Origin of the sequence: Jiella sonneratiae, assembly GCF_017353515.1 — a bacterium.
Taxonomy (GTDB): domain Bacteria; phylum Pseudomonadota; class Alphaproteobacteria; order Rhizobiales; family Rhizobiaceae; genus Jiella; species Jiella sonneratiae.
In genome coordinates this window covers 354,785-378,123 of sequence record NZ_JAFMPY010000003.1, presented here as the reverse complement: position 1 = coordinate 378,123, position 23,339 = coordinate 354,785, and the positions used below count along the sequence as shown (strand labels likewise).

At 67.9% G+C, this 23,339-nt stretch carries 20 protein-coding genes, 1 tRNA gene and 1 riboswitch; of the genes, 14 read left to right on the top strand and 7 right to left on the bottom strand.

Annotation, left to right across the window (positions count from 1 at the left end; translation table 11 throughout):
- Window positions 1-99: 99 nt before the first annotated feature.
- The 3 genes from J1C47_RS03990 (at window position 100) to J1C47_RS03980 (ending at window position 2,944) form a co-directional block, all read left to right on the top strand.
- Window positions 100-2,010, top strand: a complete 1,911-nt coding sequence (locus J1C47_RS03990) for a propionyl-CoA synthetase (protein WP_207349421.1) — start codon at window positions 100-102, stop codon at window positions 2,008-2,010.
- Between the two features lie 257 nt (window positions 2,011-2,267).
- Window positions 2,268-2,513, top strand: coding sequence for a type II toxin-antitoxin system VapB family antitoxin (locus tag J1C47_RS03985; RefSeq protein WP_207349420.1), 246 nt, complete (start codon window positions 2,268-2,270; stop codon window positions 2,511-2,513).
- Entirely contained in the window at window positions 2,513-2,944 is a 432-nt protein-coding gene (locus J1C47_RS03980; protein WP_207349419.1) for a type II toxin-antitoxin system VapC family toxin, read from the top strand. The genes J1C47_RS03985 and J1C47_RS03980 overlap by 1 nt, the downstream gene beginning before the upstream one ends.
- A 47-nt stretch (window positions 2,945-2,991) precedes the next feature.
- Here the strand turns inward: J1C47_RS03980 and J1C47_RS03975 are convergent, their stop codons facing one another.
- Window positions 2,992-3,510, bottom strand: a complete 519-nt coding sequence (locus J1C47_RS03975; RefSeq protein ID WP_245396331.1) for a histidine phosphatase family protein — start codon at window positions 3,508-3,510, stop codon at window positions 2,992-2,994.
- 268 nt (window positions 3,511-3,778) lie between these two features.
- Here J1C47_RS03975 and argB point away from each other — a divergent pair, with 268 nt between their 5' ends.
- Complete coding sequence (gene argB, locus J1C47_RS03970; RefSeq protein ID WP_207349417.1) at window positions 3,779-4,678, top strand: acetylglutamate kinase; 900 nt, start codon at window positions 3,779-3,781, stop codon at window positions 4,676-4,678.
- A 49-nt stretch (window positions 4,679-4,727) separates the two neighbouring features.
- On the opposite strand, the gene J1C47_RS03965 is transcribed toward argB, so the two are convergent.
- From J1C47_RS03965 to J1C47_RS03955, 3 genes are all read right to left on the bottom strand, one after another.
- A tRNA-Pro gene (locus J1C47_RS03965) sits at window positions 4,728-4,804 on the bottom strand.
- A gap of 99 nt (window positions 4,805-4,903) precedes the next feature.
- Complete coding sequence (locus J1C47_RS03960) at window positions 4,904-6,226, bottom strand: nucleotide sugar dehydrogenase (RefSeq protein WP_207349416.1); 1,323 nt, start codon at window positions 6,224-6,226, stop codon at window positions 4,904-4,906.
- A gap of 172 nt (window positions 6,227-6,398) precedes the next feature.
- Window positions 6,399-7,478, bottom strand: a complete 1,080-nt coding sequence (locus J1C47_RS03955) for a 2'-deoxycytidine 5'-triphosphate deaminase (RefSeq protein ID WP_342591926.1) — start codon at window positions 7,476-7,478, stop codon at window positions 6,399-6,401.
- Window positions 7,479-7,584: 106 nt separating this feature from the next.
- A riboswitch (SAM riboswitch) is annotated at window positions 7,585-7,662 on the top strand.
- A gap of 65 nt (window positions 7,663-7,727) precedes the next feature.
- On the opposite strand from J1C47_RS03955, the gene J1C47_RS03950 reads away from it, so the two are divergent.
- Both J1C47_RS03950 and J1C47_RS03945 read left to right on the top strand, forming a co-directional pair.
- Window positions 7,728-8,924, top strand: coding sequence for an O-succinylhomoserine sulfhydrylase (locus J1C47_RS03950; RefSeq protein WP_207349414.1), 1,197 nt, complete (start codon window positions 7,728-7,730; stop codon window positions 8,922-8,924).
- A 118-nt stretch (window positions 8,925-9,042) separates the two neighbouring features.
- Window positions 9,043-10,014 (top strand): hypothetical protein, encoded by a 972-nt coding sequence (locus J1C47_RS03945; RefSeq protein ID WP_207349413.1) that lies wholly within the window; start codon window positions 9,043-9,045, stop codon window positions 10,012-10,014.
- A gap of 44 nt (window positions 10,015-10,058) precedes the next feature.
- On the opposite strand, the gene J1C47_RS03940 is transcribed toward J1C47_RS03945, so the two are convergent.
- Both J1C47_RS03940 and J1C47_RS24090 read right to left on the bottom strand, forming a co-directional pair.
- Window positions 10,059-10,664 carry a CDP-alcohol phosphatidyltransferase family protein gene (locus tag J1C47_RS03940; protein WP_207349412.1) on the bottom strand — a complete coding sequence of 202 codons (606 nt, stop codon included), beginning with the start codon at window positions 10,662-10,664 and terminating at the stop codon, window positions 10,059-10,061.
- A gap of 56 nt (window positions 10,665-10,720) precedes the next feature.
- Window positions 10,721-12,430, bottom strand: coding sequence for an SEL1-like repeat protein (locus J1C47_RS24090; protein ID WP_207349411.1), 1,710 nt, complete (start codon window positions 12,428-12,430; stop codon window positions 10,721-10,723).
- A 171-nt stretch (window positions 12,431-12,601) separates the two neighbouring features.
- On the opposite strand from J1C47_RS24090, the gene apaG reads away from it, so the two are divergent.
- The 4 genes from apaG to J1C47_RS03915 all read left to right on the top strand — a co-directional run bounded on the left by apaG (window position 12,602) and on the right by J1C47_RS03915 (window position 16,018).
- A complete protein-coding gene (gene apaG, locus J1C47_RS03930; protein ID WP_207349410.1) occupies window positions 12,602-12,994 on the top strand; it encodes a Co2+/Mg2+ efflux protein ApaG in 393 nt (130 codons plus the stop codon).
- A 132-nt stretch (window positions 12,995-13,126) separates the two neighbouring features.
- Window positions 13,127-13,933 carry a chorismate mutase gene (gene pheA, locus J1C47_RS03925; RefSeq protein ID WP_207349409.1) on the top strand — a complete coding sequence of 269 codons (807 nt, stop codon included), beginning with the start codon at window positions 13,127-13,129 and terminating at the stop codon, window positions 13,931-13,933.
- A gap of 37 nt (window positions 13,934-13,970) precedes the next feature.
- Entirely contained in the window at window positions 13,971-15,068 is a 1,098-nt protein-coding gene (gene hisC, locus J1C47_RS03920; RefSeq protein WP_207349408.1) for a histidinol-phosphate transaminase, read from the top strand.
- Window positions 15,065-16,018, top strand: a complete 954-nt coding sequence (locus J1C47_RS03915; RefSeq protein WP_207349407.1) for a prephenate/arogenate dehydrogenase family protein — start codon at window positions 15,065-15,067, stop codon at window positions 16,016-16,018. The genes hisC and J1C47_RS03915 overlap by 4 nt, the downstream gene beginning before the upstream one ends.
- Window positions 16,019-16,174: 156 nt before the next feature.
- Here J1C47_RS03915 and J1C47_RS03910 read toward each other — a convergent pair whose 3' ends face one another.
- Window positions 16,175-16,759, bottom strand: a complete 585-nt coding sequence (locus J1C47_RS03910) for a TetR/AcrR family transcriptional regulator (RefSeq protein WP_207349406.1) — start codon at window positions 16,757-16,759, stop codon at window positions 16,175-16,177.
- A gap of 216 nt (window positions 16,760-16,975) precedes the next feature.
- Here J1C47_RS03910 and J1C47_RS03905 point away from each other — a divergent pair, with 216 nt between their 5' ends.
- The 4 genes from J1C47_RS03905 to J1C47_RS03890 all read left to right on the top strand — a co-directional run bounded on the left by J1C47_RS03905 (window position 16,976) and on the right by J1C47_RS03890 (window position 23,116).
- The gene (locus J1C47_RS03905; protein WP_207349405.1) at window positions 16,976-17,467 is read left to right on the top strand and encodes a (2Fe-2S)-binding protein; all 492 of its coding nucleotides are present in this window, start codon (window positions 16,976-16,978) and stop codon (window positions 17,465-17,467) included.
- Window positions 17,464-18,522 (top strand): FAD binding domain-containing protein, encoded by a 1,059-nt coding sequence (locus J1C47_RS03900; RefSeq protein WP_207349404.1) that lies wholly within the window; start codon window positions 17,464-17,466, stop codon window positions 18,520-18,522. Before J1C47_RS03905 ends, J1C47_RS03900 begins: the two co-directional genes overlap by 4 nt.
- Window positions 18,515-20,782, top strand: a complete 2,268-nt coding sequence (locus J1C47_RS03895) for a xanthine dehydrogenase family protein molybdopterin-binding subunit (RefSeq protein WP_207349403.1) — start codon at window positions 18,515-18,517, stop codon at window positions 20,780-20,782. Before J1C47_RS03900 ends, J1C47_RS03895 begins: the two co-directional genes overlap by 8 nt.
- A gap of 66 nt (window positions 20,783-20,848) precedes the next feature.
- Window positions 20,849-23,116, top strand: a complete 2,268-nt coding sequence (locus J1C47_RS03890) for a xanthine dehydrogenase family protein molybdopterin-binding subunit (RefSeq protein WP_207349402.1) — start codon at window positions 20,849-20,851, stop codon at window positions 23,114-23,116.
- The last annotated feature ends 223 nt before the right edge of the window (window positions 23,117-23,339 follow it).

The following is a 23,339-nucleotide window of genomic DNA, read 5'->3' as shown; positions in this document are numbered from 1 at the left end:
GGTCGACCATTCGCCCACCGCCTTTCGTCCCCCTTGATAAGGGCGGCATCAAAGCGGCTATAAGGAGGCTTCGGGAGGCGTCGGATCGGGGAGGACGAGATGACGAGCCGCTATGGTGAGGTCCTGCAACGCTGGCGGGAGGATCCCGCCCGGTTCTGGCTGGAGGCAGCCGGGGCGATCGACTGGACGAAGCCGCCGCAGATCGCCTTCGATCCGTCCGCCGGGATCTACGGCCGCTGGTTCCCCGACGGCGAACTCAACACCTGCCACAACGCCGTCGACCGGCACGTCGCCGCCGGCCATGGCGAGCGGGTGGCGATCATCTACGATTCGCCGGTCACCGGCACGATACGGCGCTTCACCTATGGCGAGCTCCTGAGGGAGGTGCAGGCGCTCGCCCTGACGCTGACCGGGCTCGGCGTCGGCAAGGGCGACCGGGTGATCGTCTACATGCCGATGATCCCCGAGGCGGTGTTCGCCATGCTCGCCTGCGCGCGCATCGGCGCGATCCATTCGGTGGTGTTCGGCGGCTTCGCGTCCAAGGAACTTGCCGCCCGCATCGACGATGCCGCGCCGAAGCTGATCCTGTCGGCGAGCTGCGGCATCGAGCCGGCCCGCAAGGTCGAGTACAAGCCGCTGCTCGACAAGGCGATCGAGCTCGCCCGCCACAAGCCGGACGCCGTCCTCCTGAAGCAGCGGCCGGAGCTTCGCGCCAGCCTGATCGAGGGGCGCGACCACGACTGGGATACCACCCGCGACGCGGCCATGGCGCGGCTCGACGCCGGCGCACCGAGCCCCTGCGTCCCGGTGCGGGCCACCGACCCGCTCTACGTCATCTACACCTCCGGCTCGACCGGCAAGCCGAAGGGCGTGGTGCGCGACAACGGCGGCAATGCCGTCGCGCTCAGCTGGTCGCTGAAGAACATCTTCGCCACCGGGGCCGGCGACACCTTCTTCTGCGCCTCCGACGTCGGCTGGGTCGTCGGTCACTGCTACATCGTCTACGCCCCGCTGATCTGCGGGGCGACGTCGATCCTCTTCGAGGGCAAGCCGATCGGAACGCCCGATGCCGGCACCTACTGGCGCGTCGTCGCCGAGCACGGCGCCAAGGTCCTGTTCACCGCGCCGACGGCGATCCGCGGCATCCGCAAGGAGGATCCGGACGGGACGTTGGCGAAGCGCCACGACCTTTCGGCCTTTGAGGCGCTGTTCCTCGCCGGCGAGCGTGCCGACCCGGAAACGATAATCTGGGCCGAAAAGGCGCTCGACCGGCCGGTGATCGATCACTGGTGGCAGACCGAATCCGGCTGGCCGATGGTCGCCAACCCGCTCGGCCTCGGCCTTCTGCCGGTCAAGCGCGGCAGCCCGACCGTCCCGATGCCGGGCTTCGACCTTGCGATCCTCGACCCGGCGGGCCAGCCGGTCGAGGCCGGCCGCATGGGGGCGATCGCGATCCGCCTGCCGCTGCCGCCCGGCGCGCTGCCGACGCTCTGGAACGCCGACGAACGGTTCCGCGAGAGCTATCTCACCGAATTTCCCGGCTATTACTCGACCTCCGACGCCGGCTTCCTCGACGAGGACGGCTATCTCTACGTGATGGGCCGGACCGACGACGTCATCAACGTCGCCGGCCACCGCCTCTCCACCGGCGAGATGGAGGAGGCCGTGGGAAGCCATCCGGCCGTCGCCGAATGCGCCGTGATCGGCATGGCCGACGATCTGAAGGGCGAGATCCCCTGCGGCTTCGTCGTCCTGAAGAAGGGTTCGCAGATCGACCGTGCCGCGATCGAGGCCGAGCTGATCGCCATCGTGCGCGAGGCGATCGGTCCGGTCGCCGCCTTCCGCAAGGTGCTGGTGGTCGACCGGCTGCCGAAGACCCGCTCCGGCAAGATCCTGCGCCGCACGATCAAAGCAATCGTCGACGACAAATCGTTCGAGACGCCGGCGACCATCGAGGACCCGGCGGCGATCGACGAGATCAAGGCGATCGTCGCGAACGGAGGGCGCTAAGGGTCCGATTTCGACATTTGGTCCCGTCTTGTGGAGACGCCCAGAAAATGTCGGACCGAAAAGACCATCAGTCGAGCTGACGATCCCCACGAATTTTTTGAATTCGACTTTGATACGATGCGTCTCTCGATCAGGACTCAAATGTGGAAATTCAATCCATGAGCTGCAAAACCGTGGAGAAGCTCCGTCGCCTTTGCTAGAATGGCGCCAGCGGCGACGTCGCTGCTCCACCATTCGAGCAAGCCGCAGAACAGGTCATGTCCCCTACTGTCAGCGACCCTACCGTCGATGAACTTGCCGAAGAGGTCCGTCGGGCGACGAACGCCGAAAACACGACGGAGGCCATCAAGCTGGCGCTCAGGCATGAACTTGAACGCCTCCGGCGGCGGGGTTCTTTCGAGGAGCGAAACGCCGCGGTCATGGCAATGGCCGATGCTCTTGGCGCCAGCGACCCACAATTCGATTTGAAGTCTTTCAGCGATGCCATGTGGGGCGGTCGCTGATGCTTCTCGATGCCTCGGCCATCGTCGCACTTTTGGCGCGGGAGGCCGGGGCGGACGAGATCCGGCAGAGACTGAGCGAGGCGGTGTCGCCTCTCTACGTCTGCTCGATCACCATCTTCGAAGCAACTCTTGCGCTCGCCCGCGCTAAGACTCGCGTTCGACAAACAGGGCGGAGCAGGCCGACGCAGGCAGACATCCGTCGAGCATTGCGTGTCGTACTGGCCTTCCTCGATGCCAACGAAATCCGCGAAAAAGCGGTGGACGCTGCAATCGTCGCCGAGGCGGTCGAGGCTGCCGCAGTCTATGGCAAGGCCGTCGGACATGCTGCGGACCTCAATTTCGGCGACTGCATGGTCTACGCCGCGGCAAAAGCTCTCGATGTTCCGCTGCTTTACATCGGCAACGACTTCGCCAAGACCGATCTGGCGTGACGAGAGCCGCCATCGGCCTTCGAGAGATCACCCTTCGGCAGCTCTTCTCAATCCGTTCGAATTTGCCCTTCCACGCTGATCCCGCCATCCTTGCCCAGCCTGATCACCACGATCTCGCCCGACGCGGGATAGACGCCGGTGAGGGCCGTGATGTTGACCTGATGGCTGACCATCGCGGCCTTTCGGCCGGCCGCGTCGAATTCGGCGATCCGCTGCTTCAGCGCCTCGGTCTGCTCGGCCCGGTCGCCCCGCCCCGCGAAGAACGAATTCAGCGCCGGTTCGTCCTTGACCGGTCGAAACCCAAGCCGTTCCGCCGTATCGCGTGCCCGGCACCACTGGCTGGTGAGGACGACGTCGATCGCCACGCCGTTCTCGACCAGCTTCCGGCCGATGCGCTCCGCCTGTTGGCGCCCAGCCTCCGACAGGTTGCGCTGGGTCGAACAGTCGCCGAGGGTGACATCGGCCGGGTCGCCGGTGCCGGGCGCGACGGCGTGGCGCATCAGGAGATGGGTGCCCCCGGCCCGGGCGGCGTCCCAGGCGTCCCGTGCCGCCGCAGGCGCGGCCATGAGGGCCGCAACGACCGCCGCTATGGCAATCCTCCCGGTCCGACGCTTTATCATCGAAACCCTCCGTCGCATGCGGTCAGGCGCTGCCGCATGGTGCAAGTCGCGCAGCGCGCCGTGATGGCCAGCGATTTGCCGCCAACGATCGCGTGAACCCGCGCGTGATCGCCCTTCCTCTTCGCGTCGTGGCGCCCGTCAAGACCGGTTCCGCTTGCGATCTTTTCACGCTAGAAGCCCGACGATCCCATCTACGACGCCTGCGGAGCGCGCCATGAGCCAATCCCCCGACAGCGACACCGGCGAGACCAGAGCCCGGGTGCTCGCCGAAGCGCTGCCCTTCATGCAGGCCTACGAGAACAAGACCGTCGTCGTGAAATATGGCGGTCACGCCATGGGCAATGCCGAACTCGGCCAGGCCTTCGCCCGCGACATCGCGCTTCTGAAGCAGTCCGGCGTCAACCCGATCGTCGTCCATGGCGGCGGCCCGCAGATCGGCAGGATGCTTTCGCAGATGGGCATCGAATCGCGCTTCGAGGGTGGCCTCCGGGTGACCGACGAGGAGACGGTGAAGATCGTCGAGATGGTCCTCGCCGGCTCGATCAACAAGGAGATCGTCGCGCTGATCAATGCCGAGGGCGAATGGGCGATCGGGCTCTGCGGCAAGGACGGCAACATGGTCTTTGCCGAAAAGGCTAGGAAGACCGTGGTCGACCCGGACTCCCACATCGAGCGGGTGCTCGATCTCGGCTATGTCGGCGAGCCGGTCGAGGTCGACCGCACGCTGCTCGACCTTCTCGCCCGTTCGGAGATGATCCCGGTCATCGCCCCGGTCGCCCCGGGGCGCGACGGCGCCACCTACAACATCAATGCCGACACCTTCGCCGGCGCGATCGCCGGGGCGCTGGAGGCCTCGCGCCTGCTCTTCCTCACCGACGTTCCCGGCGTCCTCGACAGACAGGGGGAGCTGATCAAGGAACTGTCGGCTGCCGAAGCGAAGAACCTGATCCGCAACGGCACGATCTCAGGCGGCATGATTCCCAAGGTCGAGACCTGCATCGAGGCGATCGAGCGCGGCGTCGAGGGCGTCGTCATCCTCAACGGCAAGACCCGCCATTCGGTGCTTCTGGAACTTTTGACCGAGCACGGCGCCGGCACGCTGATCGTCAGGTGAGCCGGGGCGGCCGTGCGCGTAATTCGCCGGAAGGATGTTTTGGGATAACTGGTCGGAGCGAGAGGATTCGAACCTCCGACCCCCTGAACCCCATTCAGGTGCGCTACCAGGCTGCGCTACGCTCCGACGCCCCAAGCTCCTAGAGAAGGCGGCGGGACGACGCAAGCCCCGATCAGGCGGGCTCCGTCGAAAAGTCCGACCCGCCGCGCGCAAGTTTCACCCCCCTCACCCGCTCGCCCGAATCAGGGGCGAGCCGATGCGTTCGATATCCCAGCGCCGCGCCCAGGGCGCCTTGATGTCGACGATGCGGCGCATGTCAAAGATGTAGCGCCGCTCCACCGCCTCCTCGACGGCGGTAAAGTCGAAGGTGCGGAATTCGCCCCATTCGGTCGCGACGAGGACGGCGCTGGCGCCCTCGCATGCCGCCGCGATCGTCTCGCACTGGCGGTAGCCGCGATGCTTGACGGTAAGCTTTGCCACCGGGTCGTAGCTGCGGACCGCCGCCCCCTCTTCGAGCAGCGCATGGACGATTTCGACCGCCGGGCTGTCGCGCACGTCGTCGGTGTCGGCCTTGAAGGCGAGGCCGAGCACCGCGACGCGCTTGCCCGACAGCTTGTCGCCCATCGCCGCCTCGATCCGCTTCAGAATGTGGAAGCGGCGCGAGTCGTTGATCCTGATCACCGTCTCGACGATCTGCTGCTGCACGCCGTGGCGGCGGCCGATGGTGGCGAGCGCCAGCGTGTCCTTCGGAAAGCACGAGCCGCCATAGCCAGGGCCGGCCTTCAAAAACTGCGGGCCGATGCGGCTGTCGAGCCCGATGCCCCGCGCCACCTCGTCGATGTCGCCGCCCACCGTCTCGACGAGGTCGGAGATCTCGTTGATGAAGGTGACCTTGGTGGCGAGGAAGGCGTTGGCGGCGTATTTGATCGTCTCGCTGGTGAACGTGTCGCTTTCGATCACCGGCACGCCGCGCTCCTCGAAGCCGGCATAGCTTTTGCGCACCCGCTCACGGGCCGGCCTGCTCGCCCCGCCGATGACGATGCGCTCGGGGTTGAAGAAGTCGTGGAGCGCCGTTCCCTCGCGCAGGAATTCCGGATTGGATACGATCGCCAGGAGCTTTTCCGGGTGGTCTCGGTCGAGGCGCGCCTGAAGGGCCGCGCAGGTGCCGATCGGCACCGTCGACTTGACGGTGATGACCGCCTCGGGCGGGGCGACGGCGGCAATACCCGAGACGGCCGCTTCCAGATAATCGAGCCGGGCGTTGCCCGTCCGCTCGCTGGTTGGCGTTCCGACGGCGACGAAATAAAGCGGGGCGGCGGCGGCCTCGGCGATGTCGGTCGAAAAGCCGATCAGCCCGCGGTCGATCGCCTGGCGCAGCGCCTCTTCGAGCCCCGCCTCGAAAATCGGCGGCACGCCGCGCCGCAGCATGTCGATCTTGGCCGGATCGAGATCGACGCATGTCACCTTCAGCCCGAAGCTCGCCAGCCCCACCGCCTGGATCAGCCCGACATAGCCGACCCCGACCACACAGATTTCGTCTGTCTTCACGGTTTTCTTCCCCTCATCAACCCTTGCGCCGCGATACGCCGCTCGTCCCGACAGTCAAGCGGGAACGGACGAGGAGGTGACAGACGAGGCCGACGCGTGGCAAAGTTGCCACGCCGGAGCCCGTGCCGGCACCGCGCGACCAAAGGAGGTCAGCGCGGCGTCGAACGGTCCATCAGGCGAAGTGCTTCGACAGCTTCAGCCCCTGCGCCTGGTAGTTCGAGGCGAGGTCGGCGCCGTAGAGCCGGTCCGGCCGCCCGGCCATCCGCTCGTAGACCAGCCGGCCGACGATCTGTCCGTCCTCGAGGATGAAGGGCACGTCGTGGCTCCTGACCTCGAGCACCGCCCGGCTGCCCGTGCCACCGGCGGCCGAATGGCCGAAGCCCGGATCGAAGAAGCCGGCATAGTGGACGCGGAACTCGCCGACCAGCGGGTCGAAGGGCGTCATCTCCGCCGCGTGGTCCGGCGGCACGTGCACCGCCTCCTTCGACACGAGGATGTAGAATTCGTCCGGATCGAGCACCAGTTCGCCGGCCGCGCCGCGCCGGATCGGCTCCCAGTATTCGGCGACGGCATAGGCGCCGCGCCGGTCGACGTCGATAAGGCCGGTGTGGCGCTTGCCGCGATAGCCGACGAGGCTGCCCGGGGCGCCGGCAAGGTCGATCGAGACGGCGATGCCCGCCTCGGAAATGTTGGCGGCATCGGCGCTGGTCAGCTGCATGCGCGCGTGCAGCGCCGCGAGCTCGGCGGCCGAGAGCATCGGCTCGCCGCCGCGGAAGCGGATCTGCGACAGCCGCGAGCCCTCGCGCACCAGGATCGGGAAGGTGCGCGGCGAGATTTCCAGATAGAGCGGGCCGCGATAGCCGGCCGGCAGCTTGTCGAACTCCTGGGCGTTGTCGGCGAGGACGCGAGTGAAGATGTCGAGCCGGCCGGTCGAGGATTTCGGGTTGGCCGTCGCCCGCACGGTCTTTGGCAGGGCGAGGCGCTCCATCAGCGGCACGACGTAGACGCAGCCGGTCTCGAGCACCGCCCCCTTTTCCAGGCCGAACTCGTGCAGCGAAAAGCGCTGGAGCTTCTCGGCGACCGAATGGCGGCCGCCCGGCAGGAAGCTGGCGCGGACCCGATAGGCCACCGGCCCGAGGCGCAGGTCGAGCGAGGCGGGCTGGATCTGGTCCGCCTCGCGCGCGCGCGAAGCTGAGACGGCACCGGTTTCGAACAGCGCCGCGATCGACCGATCCGGCAAGATTCCGCTCACGCTCGCGTCCAACTTCGCGCCGTCCTTCCCGTCCGCGAGTGCCGCGCCCTTGCGGCGCGCCCCGAGATTGCGATGGATTGACGCCTAACCCCATCGGAGCTATTTGCAAAGCCGTCGTGGTGATTTGGCCGGCCGGCTTGCAGCCACGTAAAACAACTCGCTAAAGGGCCGATCCGAAGACCAAGGCGTTTTCGAAGACCGGCGTTGCGGGATCGCAAGGGCCGGTTTTTTGTTGTCCGGAGACGAGAGATGCCCCAGCCGACCGACCAGACCCGAAACTTCAAGCCCGCGACGCTGATGGTCCACGGCGGCACGACGCGTTCCGGCTTCGGCGAGACCTCCGAAGCGCTCTTCCTGACCCAGGGCTTCGTCTATGAGACGGCCGAGGCCGCAGAGGCGCGCTTCAAGGGCGAGGAGCCCGGCTTCATCTATTCACGCTACGCCAATCCGACGACGCGCATGTTCGAGGAGCGGATGATGGCGCTGGAAGGCGCCGGCGACGCCCGCGGCACCGCCTCCGGCATGGCGGCGGTGGCGGCGGCGATCCAATGCCAGGTCAAGGCCGGCGACCACGTCGTCGCGGCGCGGGCGCTGTTCGGCTCCTGCCGCTACGTGGTCGAGACGGTGATGGCCCGCATGGGCGTCGACTGCACCCTCGTCGACGGCCGCAACCTCGACGAATGGCAGAAGGCGGTGCGGCCGAACACCCGCGTCTTCTTCATGGAGACGCCCACCAACCCGACGCTTGAGGTGATCGACATCGCCGCCGTCGCCGCGATCGCCCACGCAGCCGGCGCGACGCTCGTCGTCGACAACGTCTTCGCGACGCCGATCCACCAGAAGCCGCTCGCCCTCGGCGCCGACGTCGTCGTCTATTCGGCGACGAAGCACATCGACGGCCAGGGTCGCTGCCTCGGCGGCATCATCCTCTCCTCGAAGGACTGGATCGACGAGAATCTCCACGACTACTACCGCCACACCGGCCCGGCCCTGTCGCCCTTCAACGCCTGGACGCTGCTGAAGGGGCTCGAGACCCTGCCGCTGCGGGTCGCCCAGCAGACCCGCTCGGCGGCGACCGTTGCGGACCGGCTGGCGGAGAGCCCCAAGATTTCGCGCGTCCTCTATCCGGGGCGCGAGGACCATCCGGATTTCGCCGTCGCGCGGCGCCAGATGGCGGCCGGCTCGACCCTCGTCGCCTTCGACGTCGCGGGCGGCAAGGAAGCGGCCTTCCGCTTCCTCAACGCGCTGAGGATCATCCTGATCTCCAACAATCTCGGCGACGCCAAGAGCCTGGTGACGCATCCGGCGACGACCACCCACAAGAACCTTTCCGCCGAGGCGCGGGCCGAGCTCGGGATCGACGACGGTCTGGTGCGCCTGTCGCTCGGGCTCGAAGACGTCGAGGATCTGTGGGACGACATCGAGGGGGCGCTCAATTCGATTTAATCGAGCGTTGCATTTTGTCCGTAAGTGCACGTACTGTGCCTTTTTCCCAGCGGGAACAATCTGGGTCGGAATAGGAGTCCCGACAAACATGTCGGTTCGGATTTTTTGAACAAATTAAGTGGCCAACATTTTATGGAGCAGTACAATGCTGTTGTGTAGAATTGCCTTTCTGATTTCTTTTTTCTTTACGTTCACGGCTTTTTCCCAAGAAAATCCTCCTGCACTCTCATCCCCACAGCCTTTTAATAGCATGCCGGTTGACAAAGACGCCATTGAAATCTCAAGTCAAAGACAACAAATACTACGGGAGGCAGAGAATTTATTTTGGTCGAGATATCTCGATATATTCTTATCACTTCTTGCGGTTTTAGCCACCATTATCGCTGGTTTTGGTATAGCCGTGTACATTGGAGTCCGGAAAACCTTGATGCAAGTAATTGATCAGATAGTAAGGCACCGAACTGAGCTTTCTGTTGCAAGATCAATCGGGCTCACTTATAATGAATTTTCATTCATGTGGTGGTCGATGTATCGGCGTTCATTTGAGAAATTTCTCAACGGAGAGAATTTGTCGCCGCAAGAATTGGAGGTGTGTAGTCTGTCAATTGAAAACGCGATGACAGCGGCCGGACGCGGTCTTGAGCAGATCGAGTTAGTTTTTGAAAAAATCGATCACGCTGAGAAGTCCGACAAGGCACTGCACAAAACATATATCTACCTCTTAAATCAGTACATATATAATACATCTGCAATCTCAATCATTGAGAATCGGCAAATGTCAGAAGCATTTATAAAAGAAATAATACGAGATCTTGAAAAACTTGACAGTATTTCTGTAAATAAAAATGCATTGACTCCAGACTTTCTATGGTATGAAGTGTACGAAACGATTTCGTTCGTGAAGTTTTATCTCGGCCGAATGATAAACGACCCTGTTTTGCAGAGTGAGGGTAGACGAATTTTGATCGATTTGGCGCAAGGGCGCAGACCAAGTCGACACTTGGTGGTGCCACCCAAAGAATGGCGAGAGACAATTTTAAGCGAACATGGCCACAGAAATCGAATGAATATTCAGGATGTTGTCATTTAGCTGAGAATTCTGCGATACGTTAATAGCGGAGATTAACTGAATGTTTACCCGAACGTACTCACCGCCAGCCACACCCTTGCCCCGAACGTCCAGGCGGTCATCGCCGCAAAGCCGTAGGCGATCGCCGGAAACCACGCCGGAAACAGGCAGAACAGACAGAAGGCGATGATCGTCTCGCTGGCCTCCGCGAGACCGGTCGAGAAGAAGAACGCCTTCGGCCCCCTGGCCGTCGTCGCGATCTTCCGCTTCTCCGCAAGGATCGCATAGGCGAGGAAGCTGGCGCCGTTGGCATAGAAGGTCAGCAGCAGGACGGCGGCCGGAAGAGCGTTTCGCGTCGGATCGAGCAGCGCGAAGCCGAGCGGGATCGCGCCGTAGAAGACGAAATCGAAGGTGATGTCGAGATAGCCGCCGAGATCGGTGGGCCGGGTCATCTTGGCGATCGCCCCGTCGAGCCCGTCGCACAGCCTGGACAAAAGGATCAGCACCAGTCCCGCCGGCGGGCTGCCGAGCGCGATGGCGGCGGCGGCGGCGAGGCCGATGGCGAGGCCCGCGACGGTGACGGCATCGGCCCCGACGCCGCGCGACGCCAGAACCGCCGCCAGCCTCTCGACCGGCGGATCGATCCGTCGCCTCAGCACTGCGTCGAGCACACCCGCCCCTTTCGTCCTCAGATGTCGGGACGATCTTCGCGCCCGGGCGAAAAACGTTACAGCTTGCCGAGCCGTTGCAGGATGTCGCGCGCCTTGTCGTCGCCCTGCTCGGCTGCCTTCCTGTACCAGCGGACCGCCTCCGTCTGGTCCTTGGCGACGCCGTCGCCTGTCAGGAAGATGTTGCCGAGGTAATATTGCGCCGGCGCGTAGCCCTGGTCGGCGGCAAGGCGCAGGAAGCGCAGTCCCTCGGCATCGTTCTTCGGCGCGTCGCCGCCGGCCTTGAACATGTAGCCGAGCGCGTACTGGGCCAGCGAATAGCCCTTGGCCGCCGAGCGCCGGTACCAGCGCTCCGCCTGCTTGGGATCCTTCGGCACGCCGTCGCCCGTCGCGTACATCAGCCCGAGCTGGTACTGCGCGGTGGTGTCCTCCTGCTCCGCCGCCAGACGGAACAGCCGCAGCGCCTCCACGTCGTTCTTCGGTACGCCCGCGCCGGTGTGATAGAGCAGGCCGAGGCCGTATTGCGCGTTGGAATAGCCCTGGTCGACGGCCAATTTGTACCAGCGGGCCGCGGCCGCCTCGTCCTTCGGTACGCCGGTGCCGTAGGCGAGCATCAGCCCGAGATTGGACTGCGCGGCGGGATAGCCCTGCTCGGCCGCCCGCCGGTACCAGTCGGCCGCCGCCGCGCCGTCCTGCGGCACGCCCGTGCCGTTGGCGTAGAAGATCGCCAGATTGTACTGGGCTTCAACATAACCCCGGTCGGCGGCCAGCCGGTACCAGCGGGCGGCCTCGTCGTTGTCGGTCCCGACGCCCCGGCCGTAGGCATATGACAGGCCGAGACTGTATTCGCCGAAGGCGTTTTGCTGCTCGGCCGCCTTGCGGAACATGGCGACCGCCTCCTGGTCGCGGCCCGCCCGCTGCAGGCTGCGCCCGAGCATCGATTCCACCCGGGCGTCGCCCGGCGCGAGGTCGAGCGCCTTCTGGCAGGCCGGAATCGCCCGCGACGCGTCGATCTGGTCGTTGCCGACGCCCGCGACGCCGGCCGGCCTGGCAGCGTCGAAGGGGCTTGCCGCGACTTCGGCGCAGGCCCGGAAGGCGGCTTCGGCCGCCGCCGTCAGAACCGGCGCCTCCGGCTGCTGCTTCGGCTGAGGCCGCTGCTCCTCAGGCTGCGGCGTCGGCCGTTCCACCGGCCCGGGCGACCGGCCGCCGCGGTCGAGGCCGAAGCGCGTGATCTCGTCCCTGTCGAAAATGTGCATCTGGTCGGCGGGCGTCGCCAGCATGATGGCGAGGATCTCGGGATTGGTGTCGGCCTTCTGCAGGAACCGTGCGACCCGCGACAGGGCGGCCTGGGCGAAGGCGAAATCGCCCGAATCCGTCGAGGCGACCTGATGCACGCCGAGCCGGCCCTCGACCTCCCGCTCCCGTCCGGCGAGGAACAGGAAGGCGCAGGCCGACAGACAGACGGAATTCTGCGGAATGACGGTCTTGAAGTCGGACTGGAGCAGCCTGTCGGCGATCCCGAGGGCGATGATCAAATTGCCGCCGGGACTGTCGAGCATCAGGGTGCGGGCGTTCGGCGCGGCGTCCCGCGCGTCGTCGAAGCTGAACTGGTCGAGCGCCCCGATCTGGCCGTCGAGGCGGATGACGGAAGGCTGGTCGCTGTCGACGACGAAGGGGCCGAAGCGCTTCGGCGCGGCATCCGCGACCGAGAGCGCGCCGGGCAGCAGCACGGCGCCCGCGACCAAACCGAAGAGTAACGCCCTGACCACGATCGCCGTCCTTCGATGTTTTCGCCCGGAGCTGCGGGCCAGTGAGCTTACCTTAGGGAGGCTTGCAGGCAAGCGTCTTTGCCGAACGAACGGAAAGGTGAATTCGCCGCCGATCCGCGCTAGGCTGACCGTCGGTTCGACGAGGTTTCGCAAAGAGGGGCAGCGACTGCCATGTACCAGGCGACGACGCGGCAGATCATCGTCACCGTGAAGCCCGCCTATCTTGAGGAACAGTCGGACCCCGAGGCCGGCCGATGGGTCTTCGCCTATCAGGTCGAGATCGAGAATGCCGGCGAGGAGGCGGTGCAGCTGCAGTCGCGCTTCTGGCAGATCACCGACGCAGCCGGTCATGTCGAGGAAGTCACCGGCCCCGGCGTCGTCGGCGAGCAACCGGTGATTCTGCCGGGCGACAGCTTTTCCTACACCTCCGGCTGCCCGCTGCCGACGCCGTCCGGCATCATGCGCGGGCGCTACTTCATGCGCTCGGCCGCCGGCGAGACCTTCGCGGTGGAGATCCCCGCCTTTTCGCTCGACCTGCCGTGCGGCGCCCGGACCCTCAACTGACGGCTCCATCGAAAATCGCCGAACCGTCGCGCCGGCCCGGCCGGCCGCATTCGTCCCGCTGCGGCGCGCCGCTCGCCTTTGCCAAGCCGGGGGCGAGCCGCTAGAAGCGCCCGGAACGAGACGGAGGGGACGATGGACGAGGCGGCCAAGGCAGATCCCTCGCGGCTGCTCGAGCTCAGGGCGAAGATCGACGCGATCGACGAGTCGGTCCACCGCCTGCTGATGCAGCGGGCCGCGGTGATCGACGAACTCATCAGGGTGAAGGGCACGGCGAAGAACGGCGCCGCCTTCCGCCCGGGCCGCGAGGCCGAGATGATGCGCCGGCTCGCCGAGCGGCATTCCGGCCACCTGCCGCTCACGGCGGTCGAACATCTCTGGCGCGAGATCATCTCGACCTTCACCGCCCTGCAGGCGCCCTTCGAGGTCGTGGCCTGCGGCGAGGCGGTCGCGACCGTCGAGACGGCCCGCTTCTATTTCGGTTTCTCGGTGCCGCTGTCGCTCGCCGGGTCTCCGGCCGCGGTTATCGGGGCGATCGAGGGCGGCCGTCACGACCGGCTCGGCGTCGTCCCCCTGCCCGCCGCTTCGGCTCCCGACGATTTCCCCTGGTGGGACGAACTGCGGACCGGCCAGATCGTCGCGCGGCTGCCGTTCTTCGCCCTCGAAGGCCGGCCGGCCGCAACGCCCTGCCTCGTCGTCGCTCCGCCGCTCGCCGATCCGGTGCCGCCGGAGATCGGCTGCTACGCCGTGCGTTTTTCCGGCGAGGCGCCCCGGGCCGATGGCGACGTCGCCGTCCTCGCCCGCGCCGCGGCCGAAGGAACGACGAGCTGCCTCGTCGCCACGCCGCTTTCCGAGGACGCGCTGCGGGCGCGGCTCTCCAGCCATCTCGACATCCGCCCGATTGGCGGATATGCGGCTCCCCTGGCGCCCGCTGCGGCCTGAGCGGGGGCCGCGAACTCCTCTTTCGAAAGTCCCGGCGATGAAACCGCAACCGAAGTCCGGCGTGCTCGACATCGAGATCTACGTTCCCGGCAAGAGCCGGGCGCCGGAGGGGATCAAGCTCCACAAGCTCTCCTCGAACGAGACGCCGCTCGGCCCGCCGCCCGCCGCCGTCGAGGCGGCCCGGCAGGCGCTTCTCCATCTCGAGCAGTATCCCGACGGCCAGGCGAGCGACCTCAAGGCGGCGATCGCCGAGGTGCACGGCCTCAATCCGAAGAACATCCTCTGCGGCAACGGCTCCGACGAGCTGCTCGGGCTTCTGTGCCAGTGCTATCTCGGCCCGGGCGACGAGGCGATCCACACCGAGCACGGCTTCCTCGTCTACGGCATCCAGATCCGCGCCGCCGGCGCGACACCCGTCGTCGCGCCCGAAAAGGACCGGACCGCCGACGTCGACGCGATCCTCGCGCGCGTCACCGAGAAGACGAAGCTCGTCTTCCTCGCCAATCCCAACAATCCGACCGGCACCTATCTGCCCTTCGACGAGGTGCGCCGCCTGCAGGCGGGACTGCCCGGCAACGTCGTCCTCGTCCTCGACGCGGCCTATGCCGAATATGTCCGCCGCAACGACTACGGCGCCGGCGTCGAGCTCGTATCGGCGACCGACAACGTCGTGATGACCCGGACCTTCTCGAAGATCTACGGGCTCGCGGGCCTGAGGGTCGGCTGGCTCTACGGGCCGGAAACGATCGTCTCGACGCTCGACAGGGTGCGCGGCCCGTTCAACCTCAATGCCGCCGCCATCGCCGCCGGGGCTGCCGCCGCGCGCGACCGGGCCTTCGTCGAGGAGGCCGCGCGCTTCAACGCCGAATGGCTGGAATGGACAGCGAAGGCGCTGGAGGGGCTCGGCCTCGAGGTGACGCCGAGCGTCGGCAACTTCCTCCTCGTCCACTTCGACGACGCGGCCGGCCGCGGCGCGGCCGAGGCCGACGCCTTCCTGACGGAGCGCGGCTTCATCATGCGCCGCGTCGCCGGCTACGGCTTTCCCAACGCGCTGCGCATGTCGATCGGCACGGAGGAGGCCAATCGCGGCGCGGTGGCCGCGCTTGCCGAATTCCTCGGCAGGTCGTCGTCATGACGGCACCGCTCTTCGATCGCGTCGCGCTGATCGGCATCGGCCTCATCGGCTCGTCGCTGGCGCTCAACGTCAAGGCGGGCGGGCTGGCGCGCCACGTCGCCGTCACCACGCGCCGACGCGAGACGCTGGAGAAGGCCGAGGCGCTCGGCCTCGGCGACAGCTATCATCTGGAGGCGGCCGAGGCGGTCAAGGATGCGGACTTCGTCATCCTGTCGGTGCCGGTCGGCGTCTGCGGGGCGATCGCAAGGGAGATCGCACCACATCTGAGACAGGGCGCGATCGTCTCCGACGTCGGCTCGGTCAAGGGCGCGGTCATCGAGCAGATGCGCCCGCATCTGCCCGAGACGGCAGAGTTCGTCCCGGCCCATCCCCTCGCCGGCACCGAGCATTCGGGCCCGGAAGCCGGCTTCGTCGAACTCTTCCGCAATCGCTGGTGCATCCTGACCCCGCTCGCCGACACCGATCCGGCGGCGGTGGCGAAGGTCAGGACGTTCTGGGAGGCCTGCGGCGCCAATGTCGAGACGATGACCGCCGAGCACCACGACCTGGTGCTGGCGATCGTCAGCCACGTGCCGCATCTCATCGCCTACAACATCGTCGGAACGGCGGCCGACCTCGAGACGGTGACGCAGCAAGAAGTCGTGAAGTTCTCCGCGTCGGGCTTTCGCGACTTCACCCGCATCGCCGCCTCCGACCCGACGATGTGGCGGGACGTCTTCCTGACCAACCGGGACGCGGTCCTAGAGATGCTCGCCCGCTTCTCGGAGGATCTCGCCTCGCTGCAGCGGGCGATCCGCTGGGGCGACGGCGACACGCTGTTCGACCTCTTCACCCGCACGCGGGCGATCCGCCGCGGCATCATCGAGGCCGGCCAGGACACCGCCAAGCCGAATTTCGGCCGCGAAGCGACGGCGACCCCCGCCCGGGAACCGGCGCCCGGCGAGCGCTGATCCCTGCGGCAGGCTGGCGCCGGCCGAGGCGTCGGACGCGCCGCCGGCCGCCGGCCTTGGAACGCCGTTCCCGCTGGATCAATGCCCGGCCCGGATCCTGTCAGGTTGCGTCGAAGCAGGACCGTCCGCGGAGCTTGCGAAGAGCCGGCCGGCCGCTCAGGCCCTGTCGATGCGCAGCCCGTCGAGAAAGACGTCGCTGAGGCGGCTCACCGCCGCCTCCCAGCGCTCGTCGCGGCGGGCGATGCACATGCCGACCACCGTCTGCAGCACGTCCTCGGCCGAGACGTCGGGCCGCAGCCTGCCCGCGGCGATCGCCGGCGCGTGCACCCGCTGCATCGCGGATAGGAGCGTCGCCTGCGAATAGTTGGTGATCTCGCAGGAGCCGTCGAGGACGATGGCGAGCGCGCGGATCATGCCCTTCTTGGTGGCGATCAGCCCGACCATGGCATGCAGGAAGCCGCGCAGGTTCTCGACCGGATCGCCGGAACCTTCGAGATCGCGCGCCAGCTCTGCCAGTTGGTCGATCTCGCGCCGGTAGACCGCCTCGAACAGCGCCTCGCGCGTTGGAAAATGCCGGTAGAGCGTGCCGATGCCGACCGTTGCCCGGCGCGCAACCGCCTCCAGCGTCCCCTCGCCGCCGGTCTCGCGAAACACTGCCGCCGCCGCGACGAGCAGCTTCTCGCGGTTGCGCTGGGAGTCCGCGCGCGGACGCCGGATTGCCTTCGTCGATGCCGCTTCCATTTCGAAAATTATAATCCTTCCACACTTGAAAGCGGAGGGTGCCTCCGTATAATTGGTCGCGGGCAGCCGTTCGGCCGCATCTGCCGCCGTCCTCCAGACCATGGCCCGGGCCCGAAGGCAAACCGCCGTCCGCGACTGCGGCAGATATCCCGACCGCCGCGGCGGCCGGGCGGACGACCGCCCCCACCATCCGACCATTCCTCGAAAGGTAACACGATGAACCTTTCCCTCACGGTCAATGGCGAACCTCGCCAGATCGTTCTCGACGATCCGCGGGTGACGCTGCTCGACCTCCTGCGCGAGCGCATGCATCTCACCGGCTCCAAGAAGGGCTGCGACCGCGGCCAGTGCGGCGCCTGCACCGTCCTCGTCGACGGCAGGCGCGTCAATTCCTGCCTCACCCTCGCCGTCAGCCTCGACGGCGCGAGCGTCACCACGATCGAAGGCCTCGCCGACGGCGATCGCCTGCATCCGGTGCAGCAGGCCTTCATCGACCATGACGGCTTCCAGTGCGGCTTCTGCACGCCCGGCCAGATCATGAGCGCCGTCGGGCTGATCCTCGAAGGCGAGGCCGGCGACGATCCGGAGCGCGTCCGGGAGGCGATGAGCGGCAACATCTGCCGCTGCGGCGCCTACAAGGGCATCACCGAGGCCGTCATCGACGCGGCGGCGAAGATCGCCTCCGACAAGCAAAGGGACGCGGCATGAACCTCTTCGAATATGTCCGGCCCGCGAGCGTCGACGAAGCCGTCGCCGCCGCGTCCGAGCCCGGCTCGGCCTATCTCGGCGCCGGCACCAACCTTCTCGACCTGATGAAGGGCGGCGTTTCGACGCCGGACCGGCTGGTCGACCTCACCCATCTGCCGGATCTCGACCGCATCGAGACGCTTCCCGACGGATCGACGCGCATCGGCGCGCTGGTGCGCAACGCCGCGCTGCCGCGCGACGCCGACTTCGCGCGCCGCTTTCCGGCCGTCGCCGAGGCGCTGCTCTCCGGCGCGTCGGCACAGCTGCGCAACGCCGCGACGCTTGCCGGCAATCTGATGCAGCGCACCCGCTGCGCCTATTTCTACGACACCGCCAGCGCTTGCAACAAGCGGATGCCCGGCGCCGGCTGCGACGCCGTCGGCGGCGAGAACCGCGCGCATGCCGTGCTCGGCTGGAGCGACCACTGCATCGCCGTCCACCCGTCGGATCTCTGCGTCGCGCTGACGGCGCTCGGGGCGATCGTCGAGATCGCCGGCACGGCCGGGCGACGCGACGTGCCGATCGCCGACTTCTACCGCCTGCCCGGCGAGACGCCGGAGAAGGAGACGGCGCTCGCCGCCGGCGAGATGGTCGTCGCCGTCAGGCTGCCGGCGGATGCCGCCGCCTTCGCCGCCAACCAGCGCTATCTGAAGGTGCGCGAGCGGACCTCCTACGCCTTCGCCCTCGCCTCTGCGGCGGCGGCGCTGACGATCGCCGACGGCCGGATCGTCGAGGCCCGCGTCGCGCTCGGCGGCGTCGCCCCGGTTCCCTGGCGCGCCGTCGCCGCCGAAGCTGCGCTCGCCGGAGCGGCGCCGGAAAGGGCGGCGTTCGAGCGGGCCGCCGAGGCGGCCTTCGCCGAGGCGAGGCCCTCCGGCGACAATGCCTACAAGATCGAGCTCGGCAGGCGGGTCGTCGCCCGCGTGCTGGCGATGGCGGCGGCCGGAACGCCCGAGCGGCTGCCCGCCCTGCCTGCCTCGCCCTTCGCCGAACCGGCCGGAGTTGCCGCCCATGTCTAGCGTCGTTCCCATGCCGGCCGCGCAGCGGCGCTTCGGCTCCAACAGCGGCCAGCCGATGACCCGCCGCGACGGCGTGCTCAAGGTCACCGGCGCGGCCACCTATGCCGCCGACAATCACCCCGACGGCATGCTCTATGCGGTCACCGCGGACGCGACGATCGCGCGAGGCCGCGTCGTCGGCCTCAACGTCGCGGCGGCCAAAGCCCATCCGGGCGTCGTCGAGGTGCTGACGCCGGCGAACCGCCCGGCGCTGGCGATGGATCCGGACGCCAAGCCGCACATGTTCGCCTTCCGCACCGAGGTGCTGCAGGACGAGACGGTGCGCTATGCGGGCCAGCCGATCGCCCTCGTCGTCGCCGAGACTCTCGAGGCGGCGAGCGAAGGCGCCCGGCTGCTCGCCCCGCGCTACGAGGCGGAGACGCCGCGGCTCGGCTTCGACGGCGTCGAGAGCTTCGAGCCCGAAGCCGTTGGCGTCGGCTCGCCGCCGACCACCGTCAAGGGCGACGTCGAAGCCGGGCTCGCGGGCGCGGCAAGGACCGTCGAGGCGCGGTTCGAGACGCCGCCGCAATATCACAACGCCATGGAACCCCACGCCATCGTCGCGGCGTGGGACGGCGACCGGCTGACCCTCGACACGCCGAACCAGGCGCTGGTGATGTCGACCGCCGCCTTCGGCGCCTGGTTCGGCGTCCCGGCCGAGAACGTCACGATCCGCAGCCCCTTCCTCGGCGGCGGCTTCGGCTCCAAGGCAATCATCTTCGGGGCGCAGGTGCTGACGATCCTCGCCGCCAAGATGCTCGACCGGCCGGTCAAATACGTGCTGCGGCGCGACCAGATGTTCGGCCCGGTCGGCCATCGCGGCGCCACCCGACAGGACTTCCGCATCGGCCTCGACGATGCGGGACGCCTGACGGCGCTGGAGCACGTCACGACCTCGTCGACGTCGAGCTTCGAGAACTTCCTCGAACCGGCCTCCAACGCCTCGCACAACCTTTATGCCACGCCGGCGCTCGCCGCCCGCCACAGTGGGGTGCGCTGGGACGTCGGAACGCCCGGCCCGATGCGGGCGCCCGGCGAGGCATCGGGCTCGGCCGCGCTCGAATCGGCGATCGACGAGGCGGCGTTCGCCGCCGGCCTCGATCCGCTCGAATTCCGCCTGCGGAACTATGCGGAGGAGGATCCCGCCTCCGGCAAGCCGTTTTCTGCCAAGGCGCTGCGCGAATGCTACGCCGAGGGCGCCCGGCGCTTCGGCTGGGCGGATCGGCCGCTTGCGCCGCGGCAGATGACGGACGGGGCCGGGCGGCTCGTCGGCTGGGGCATGGGCACCGCGCTCTTCCACGCGCCGATGTTCCAGGCGAAGGCGCGGGCGGTTCTGAAGGCGGACGGCACGGCGGTGGTCGAGACGGCCGGCGTCGACATGGGCCAGGGCGCCTGGACCGCCCTCGCCCAGCTTGCCGCCGACGGGGTCGGGCTCGACATCGACGCCGTCGAGTTCCGCTCCGGCCATTCCGGCCTTCCCGACGGCGGCATTGCCGGCGGCTCCGGCCACACGGCGACGGCCGGCGGCGCCCTCCATGCCGCGGGCCGCGACGCCATCGCCCGGCTGACCGAGCTTGCCGTCGCCGACGAGCGCTCGCCGCTCTTCGGGGCCGGCAATGTCGGCGTCGAAGCGCGGGACGGACGGCTGCACCGAGCCGACGATCCGTCGCGCTCGGAAAGCTACGGGGAGATCCTCGCACGCGCCGGGCTGGACGCGATCGAGGGCACCGGCCAGGGCGCCCGCGACCCGGCGAGCGCCGGGGACTACGCCATGTTCTCGCATGGCGCGGTGTTCGCCGAGGTGAAGGTCGATCCCGAACTCGGCCAGATCCGCGTCAGCCGGCTGGTCGGCGCCTTTGCCGCCGGGCGCATCGTCAATCCGCGCCTCGCCTCCAGCCAGCTCTATGGCGGCATGGTCTGGGGCCTCGGCTTCGCGCTCGAGGAGGAAGCCGTCCACGACAGGCGGTCCGGCCGGATCATGAACGCCGATCTCGCCGGCTACCACGTGCCGGTGAATGCCGACGTCGCGGAGATGGACGTGATCCTCGTCGACGAGGTCGATCCGCACGTCAATCCGCTTGGCATCAAGGGCGTCGGCGAGATCGGGATCACCGGCACCGTCGGGGCGATCGCCAACGCCGTGTTCCACGCGACGGGCATCCGCGTCCGCCGCTTCCCGATCCTGCCGGCAGACCTCCTCGGCGCCGCCGGCGCGGCTTGAAGCACGGCGGCCGGCATTCCGGCCGCCGCCTCGTTCTTCCGAATCGTCATTCGAAAGGTGTCGCAGATGTCTGACATCGCTTCGCTTCAAACCGGCGCGCGGCTTCGCCAGGGCTCCAATATCGGCCAGCCGATGACCCGCCGGGACGGCGTCCTCAAGGTCACCGGCAGGGCCACCTATGCGGCGGACAACAACCCCGAAGGCCTGCTCCATGCCGTCGTCGCGGCGGCGACGATCGCCCGCGGACGCGTCAGCCGCCTCGACGTCGCGGCCGCGAAGGCCCATCCCGGCGTCGTCGCGGTGATAACGCCGGAAAACCGGCCGCAGCTTGCCGCCGACCCCGACGACAAGCCGAACCCCCTCGCCTTCCGGCTGGATCTGCTCCAGAGCGATGCCGTCCGATATGCCGGCCAGCCGGTCGCGGTGGTGATCGCGACGTCGCTCGAGGCGGCGAGCGAAGGTGCCGCCCTGCTCGCTCCGCAATACGAGGTCGAGGCGCCGCGCGTCGATCTCGGCGGCGAGAGTTTCGAGGCGAAGATCGTCGGCCCGGGCTTTCCGGGCAGGGCCGAATCCGGCGACTTCGACGCCGAATATGCCGCTTGCGATCAGACGCTGGAGGCGACCTACGAGACGCCCGCCCAGTATCACAACGCCATGGAGCCGCATGCGATCGTGGCGCGCTGGGACGGCGACCGGATCGAGATCGACACGCCGACCCAGGCGCCGGCGATCGCGCTCGGAACGGTCGCGCGCTTCTTCGGCATCGCCCCGGAGAACATCCTGATCCGCAGCCCGTTTCTCGGCGGCGGCTTCGGCTCGAAGGGGATGCTCGCCGGCCCGCAGGTCCTCGGCGTCATGGCGGCGAAAATGGTCGGCGCGCCGGTGAAGCTGGTGCTCTCCCGCCCGCAGATGTACGGCCCCGTCGGCCACCGCGCCCAGACTCGCCAGACGCTGCGGCTCGGCATGGCGGCGGATGGCCGGATGACCGCGATCGCGCACCACACGCTGGCCGCGACCAGCCGCTTCGACGACTTCGTCGAGCCGGCCTCCAACGCCTCGCATGCGCTTTATGCGGCAAAGGCGATCCGCGCGACCCACGACGCCACGCGGATCGACGTCGGCACGCCGCGCTTCATGCGGGCACCCGGCGAGGCGCCCGGCTCTGCGGCGCTCGAATGCGCCATCGACGAGGCGGCCTTCGCGGCGGGGATCGATCCGCTCGACTTCCGGCTGAGAAATTATGCCGAGGTCGAGCCGATGCACGGCAAGCCGTTTTCCTCCAAGGCGCTGCGCGAATGCTACCTCCAGGGCGCCGAGCGCTTCGGCTGGGCGGGCCGGCCGCTCGAACCGCAGAAGCTGCGCGACGAAAAAGGCCGGCTCGTCGGCCGCGGCGTCGGCACCGCGCAGTTTCCGGCGATCATGTTCGAAGGAAAGGCGCGCGCCGTGATCCGCGCCGACGGTGGCGGTCTCGCCGAGACCAGCGCCGAGGACATGGGCCAGGGCGCCTGGACGGCACTCCACCAGATCGCCGCCGACAGCCTCGGCCTTGCGATCGACGCAGTCGAGTTCCGTGCCGGATCCTCCGACCTTCCCGATGCCGGCATCGCCGGCGGCTCCGGCCACACGGCGACCGCCGGCACGGCGCTCTATCGCGCCGGCGAGGACGCGATCGCAAGGCTCACCGCACTCGCCGTCGGGGACCGCCGGTCGCCGCTCTTCGGCGCCGGCAACGTCGGCGTCGTGGCGCGCGACGGCCGGCTGTCGCGCCAGGACGACGAAAGCCGCGGCGAGAGCTACGCCGCGATCCTCGCCCGCGCCGGCCTGTCGGAGATCGAAGGGAGCGGCCGCGGCGTCGCCGATCCCGCCACCGAGGAGGCCTATGCCAAATACGCCCACGGTGCGGTCTTCGCCGAGGTCGCGGTCGACCCGGATCTCTGCCAGATCCGCGTGACGCGGCTCACCGGCGCCTTCGCCGCCGGCCGGATCATCAATCCGCGGCTGGTCGAGAGCCAGTATTACGGCGGCATGGTCTGGGGCCTGTCCTTCGCGCTGCACGAAGAGGCCGTCCACGACCGGCGTTCCGGCCGCATCATGAATGCCAATCTCGCCGAATACCACGTGCCGGTGAATGCCGACGTGCCGTCGCTGGAGGCGATCCTCGTCGAAGAGGACGACCCCCACGTCAATCCGCTCGGCGTCAAGGGCGTCGGGGAGATCGGCATCACCGGAACCGTCGGGGCGATCGCCAACGCCGTGTTCCATGCGACGGGCATCCGCGTCCGGCGCTTTCCGATCCTGCCGGCCGATCTTCTGCGGGAGATGGCCCGCGGCTGATGACGGGCCGGCGCCGCGGCCGCCCGGCCCCTGACCTCCCCATATCGCCGGAGGCTCACGGGCGACGAAGACTGCGACGCCGGACGGGTCGCCGGGGACATCGACAAAGCGGGCACCGCGACCTAGAAACCTGCCATTCGCCGGCCCGGGCGGCGGCAGGCAGCTCACCGGCACGGCCGGCGCCCTCCGCCCGTCGGCCGGCAGGTCTCATCCGGAGGGAAAC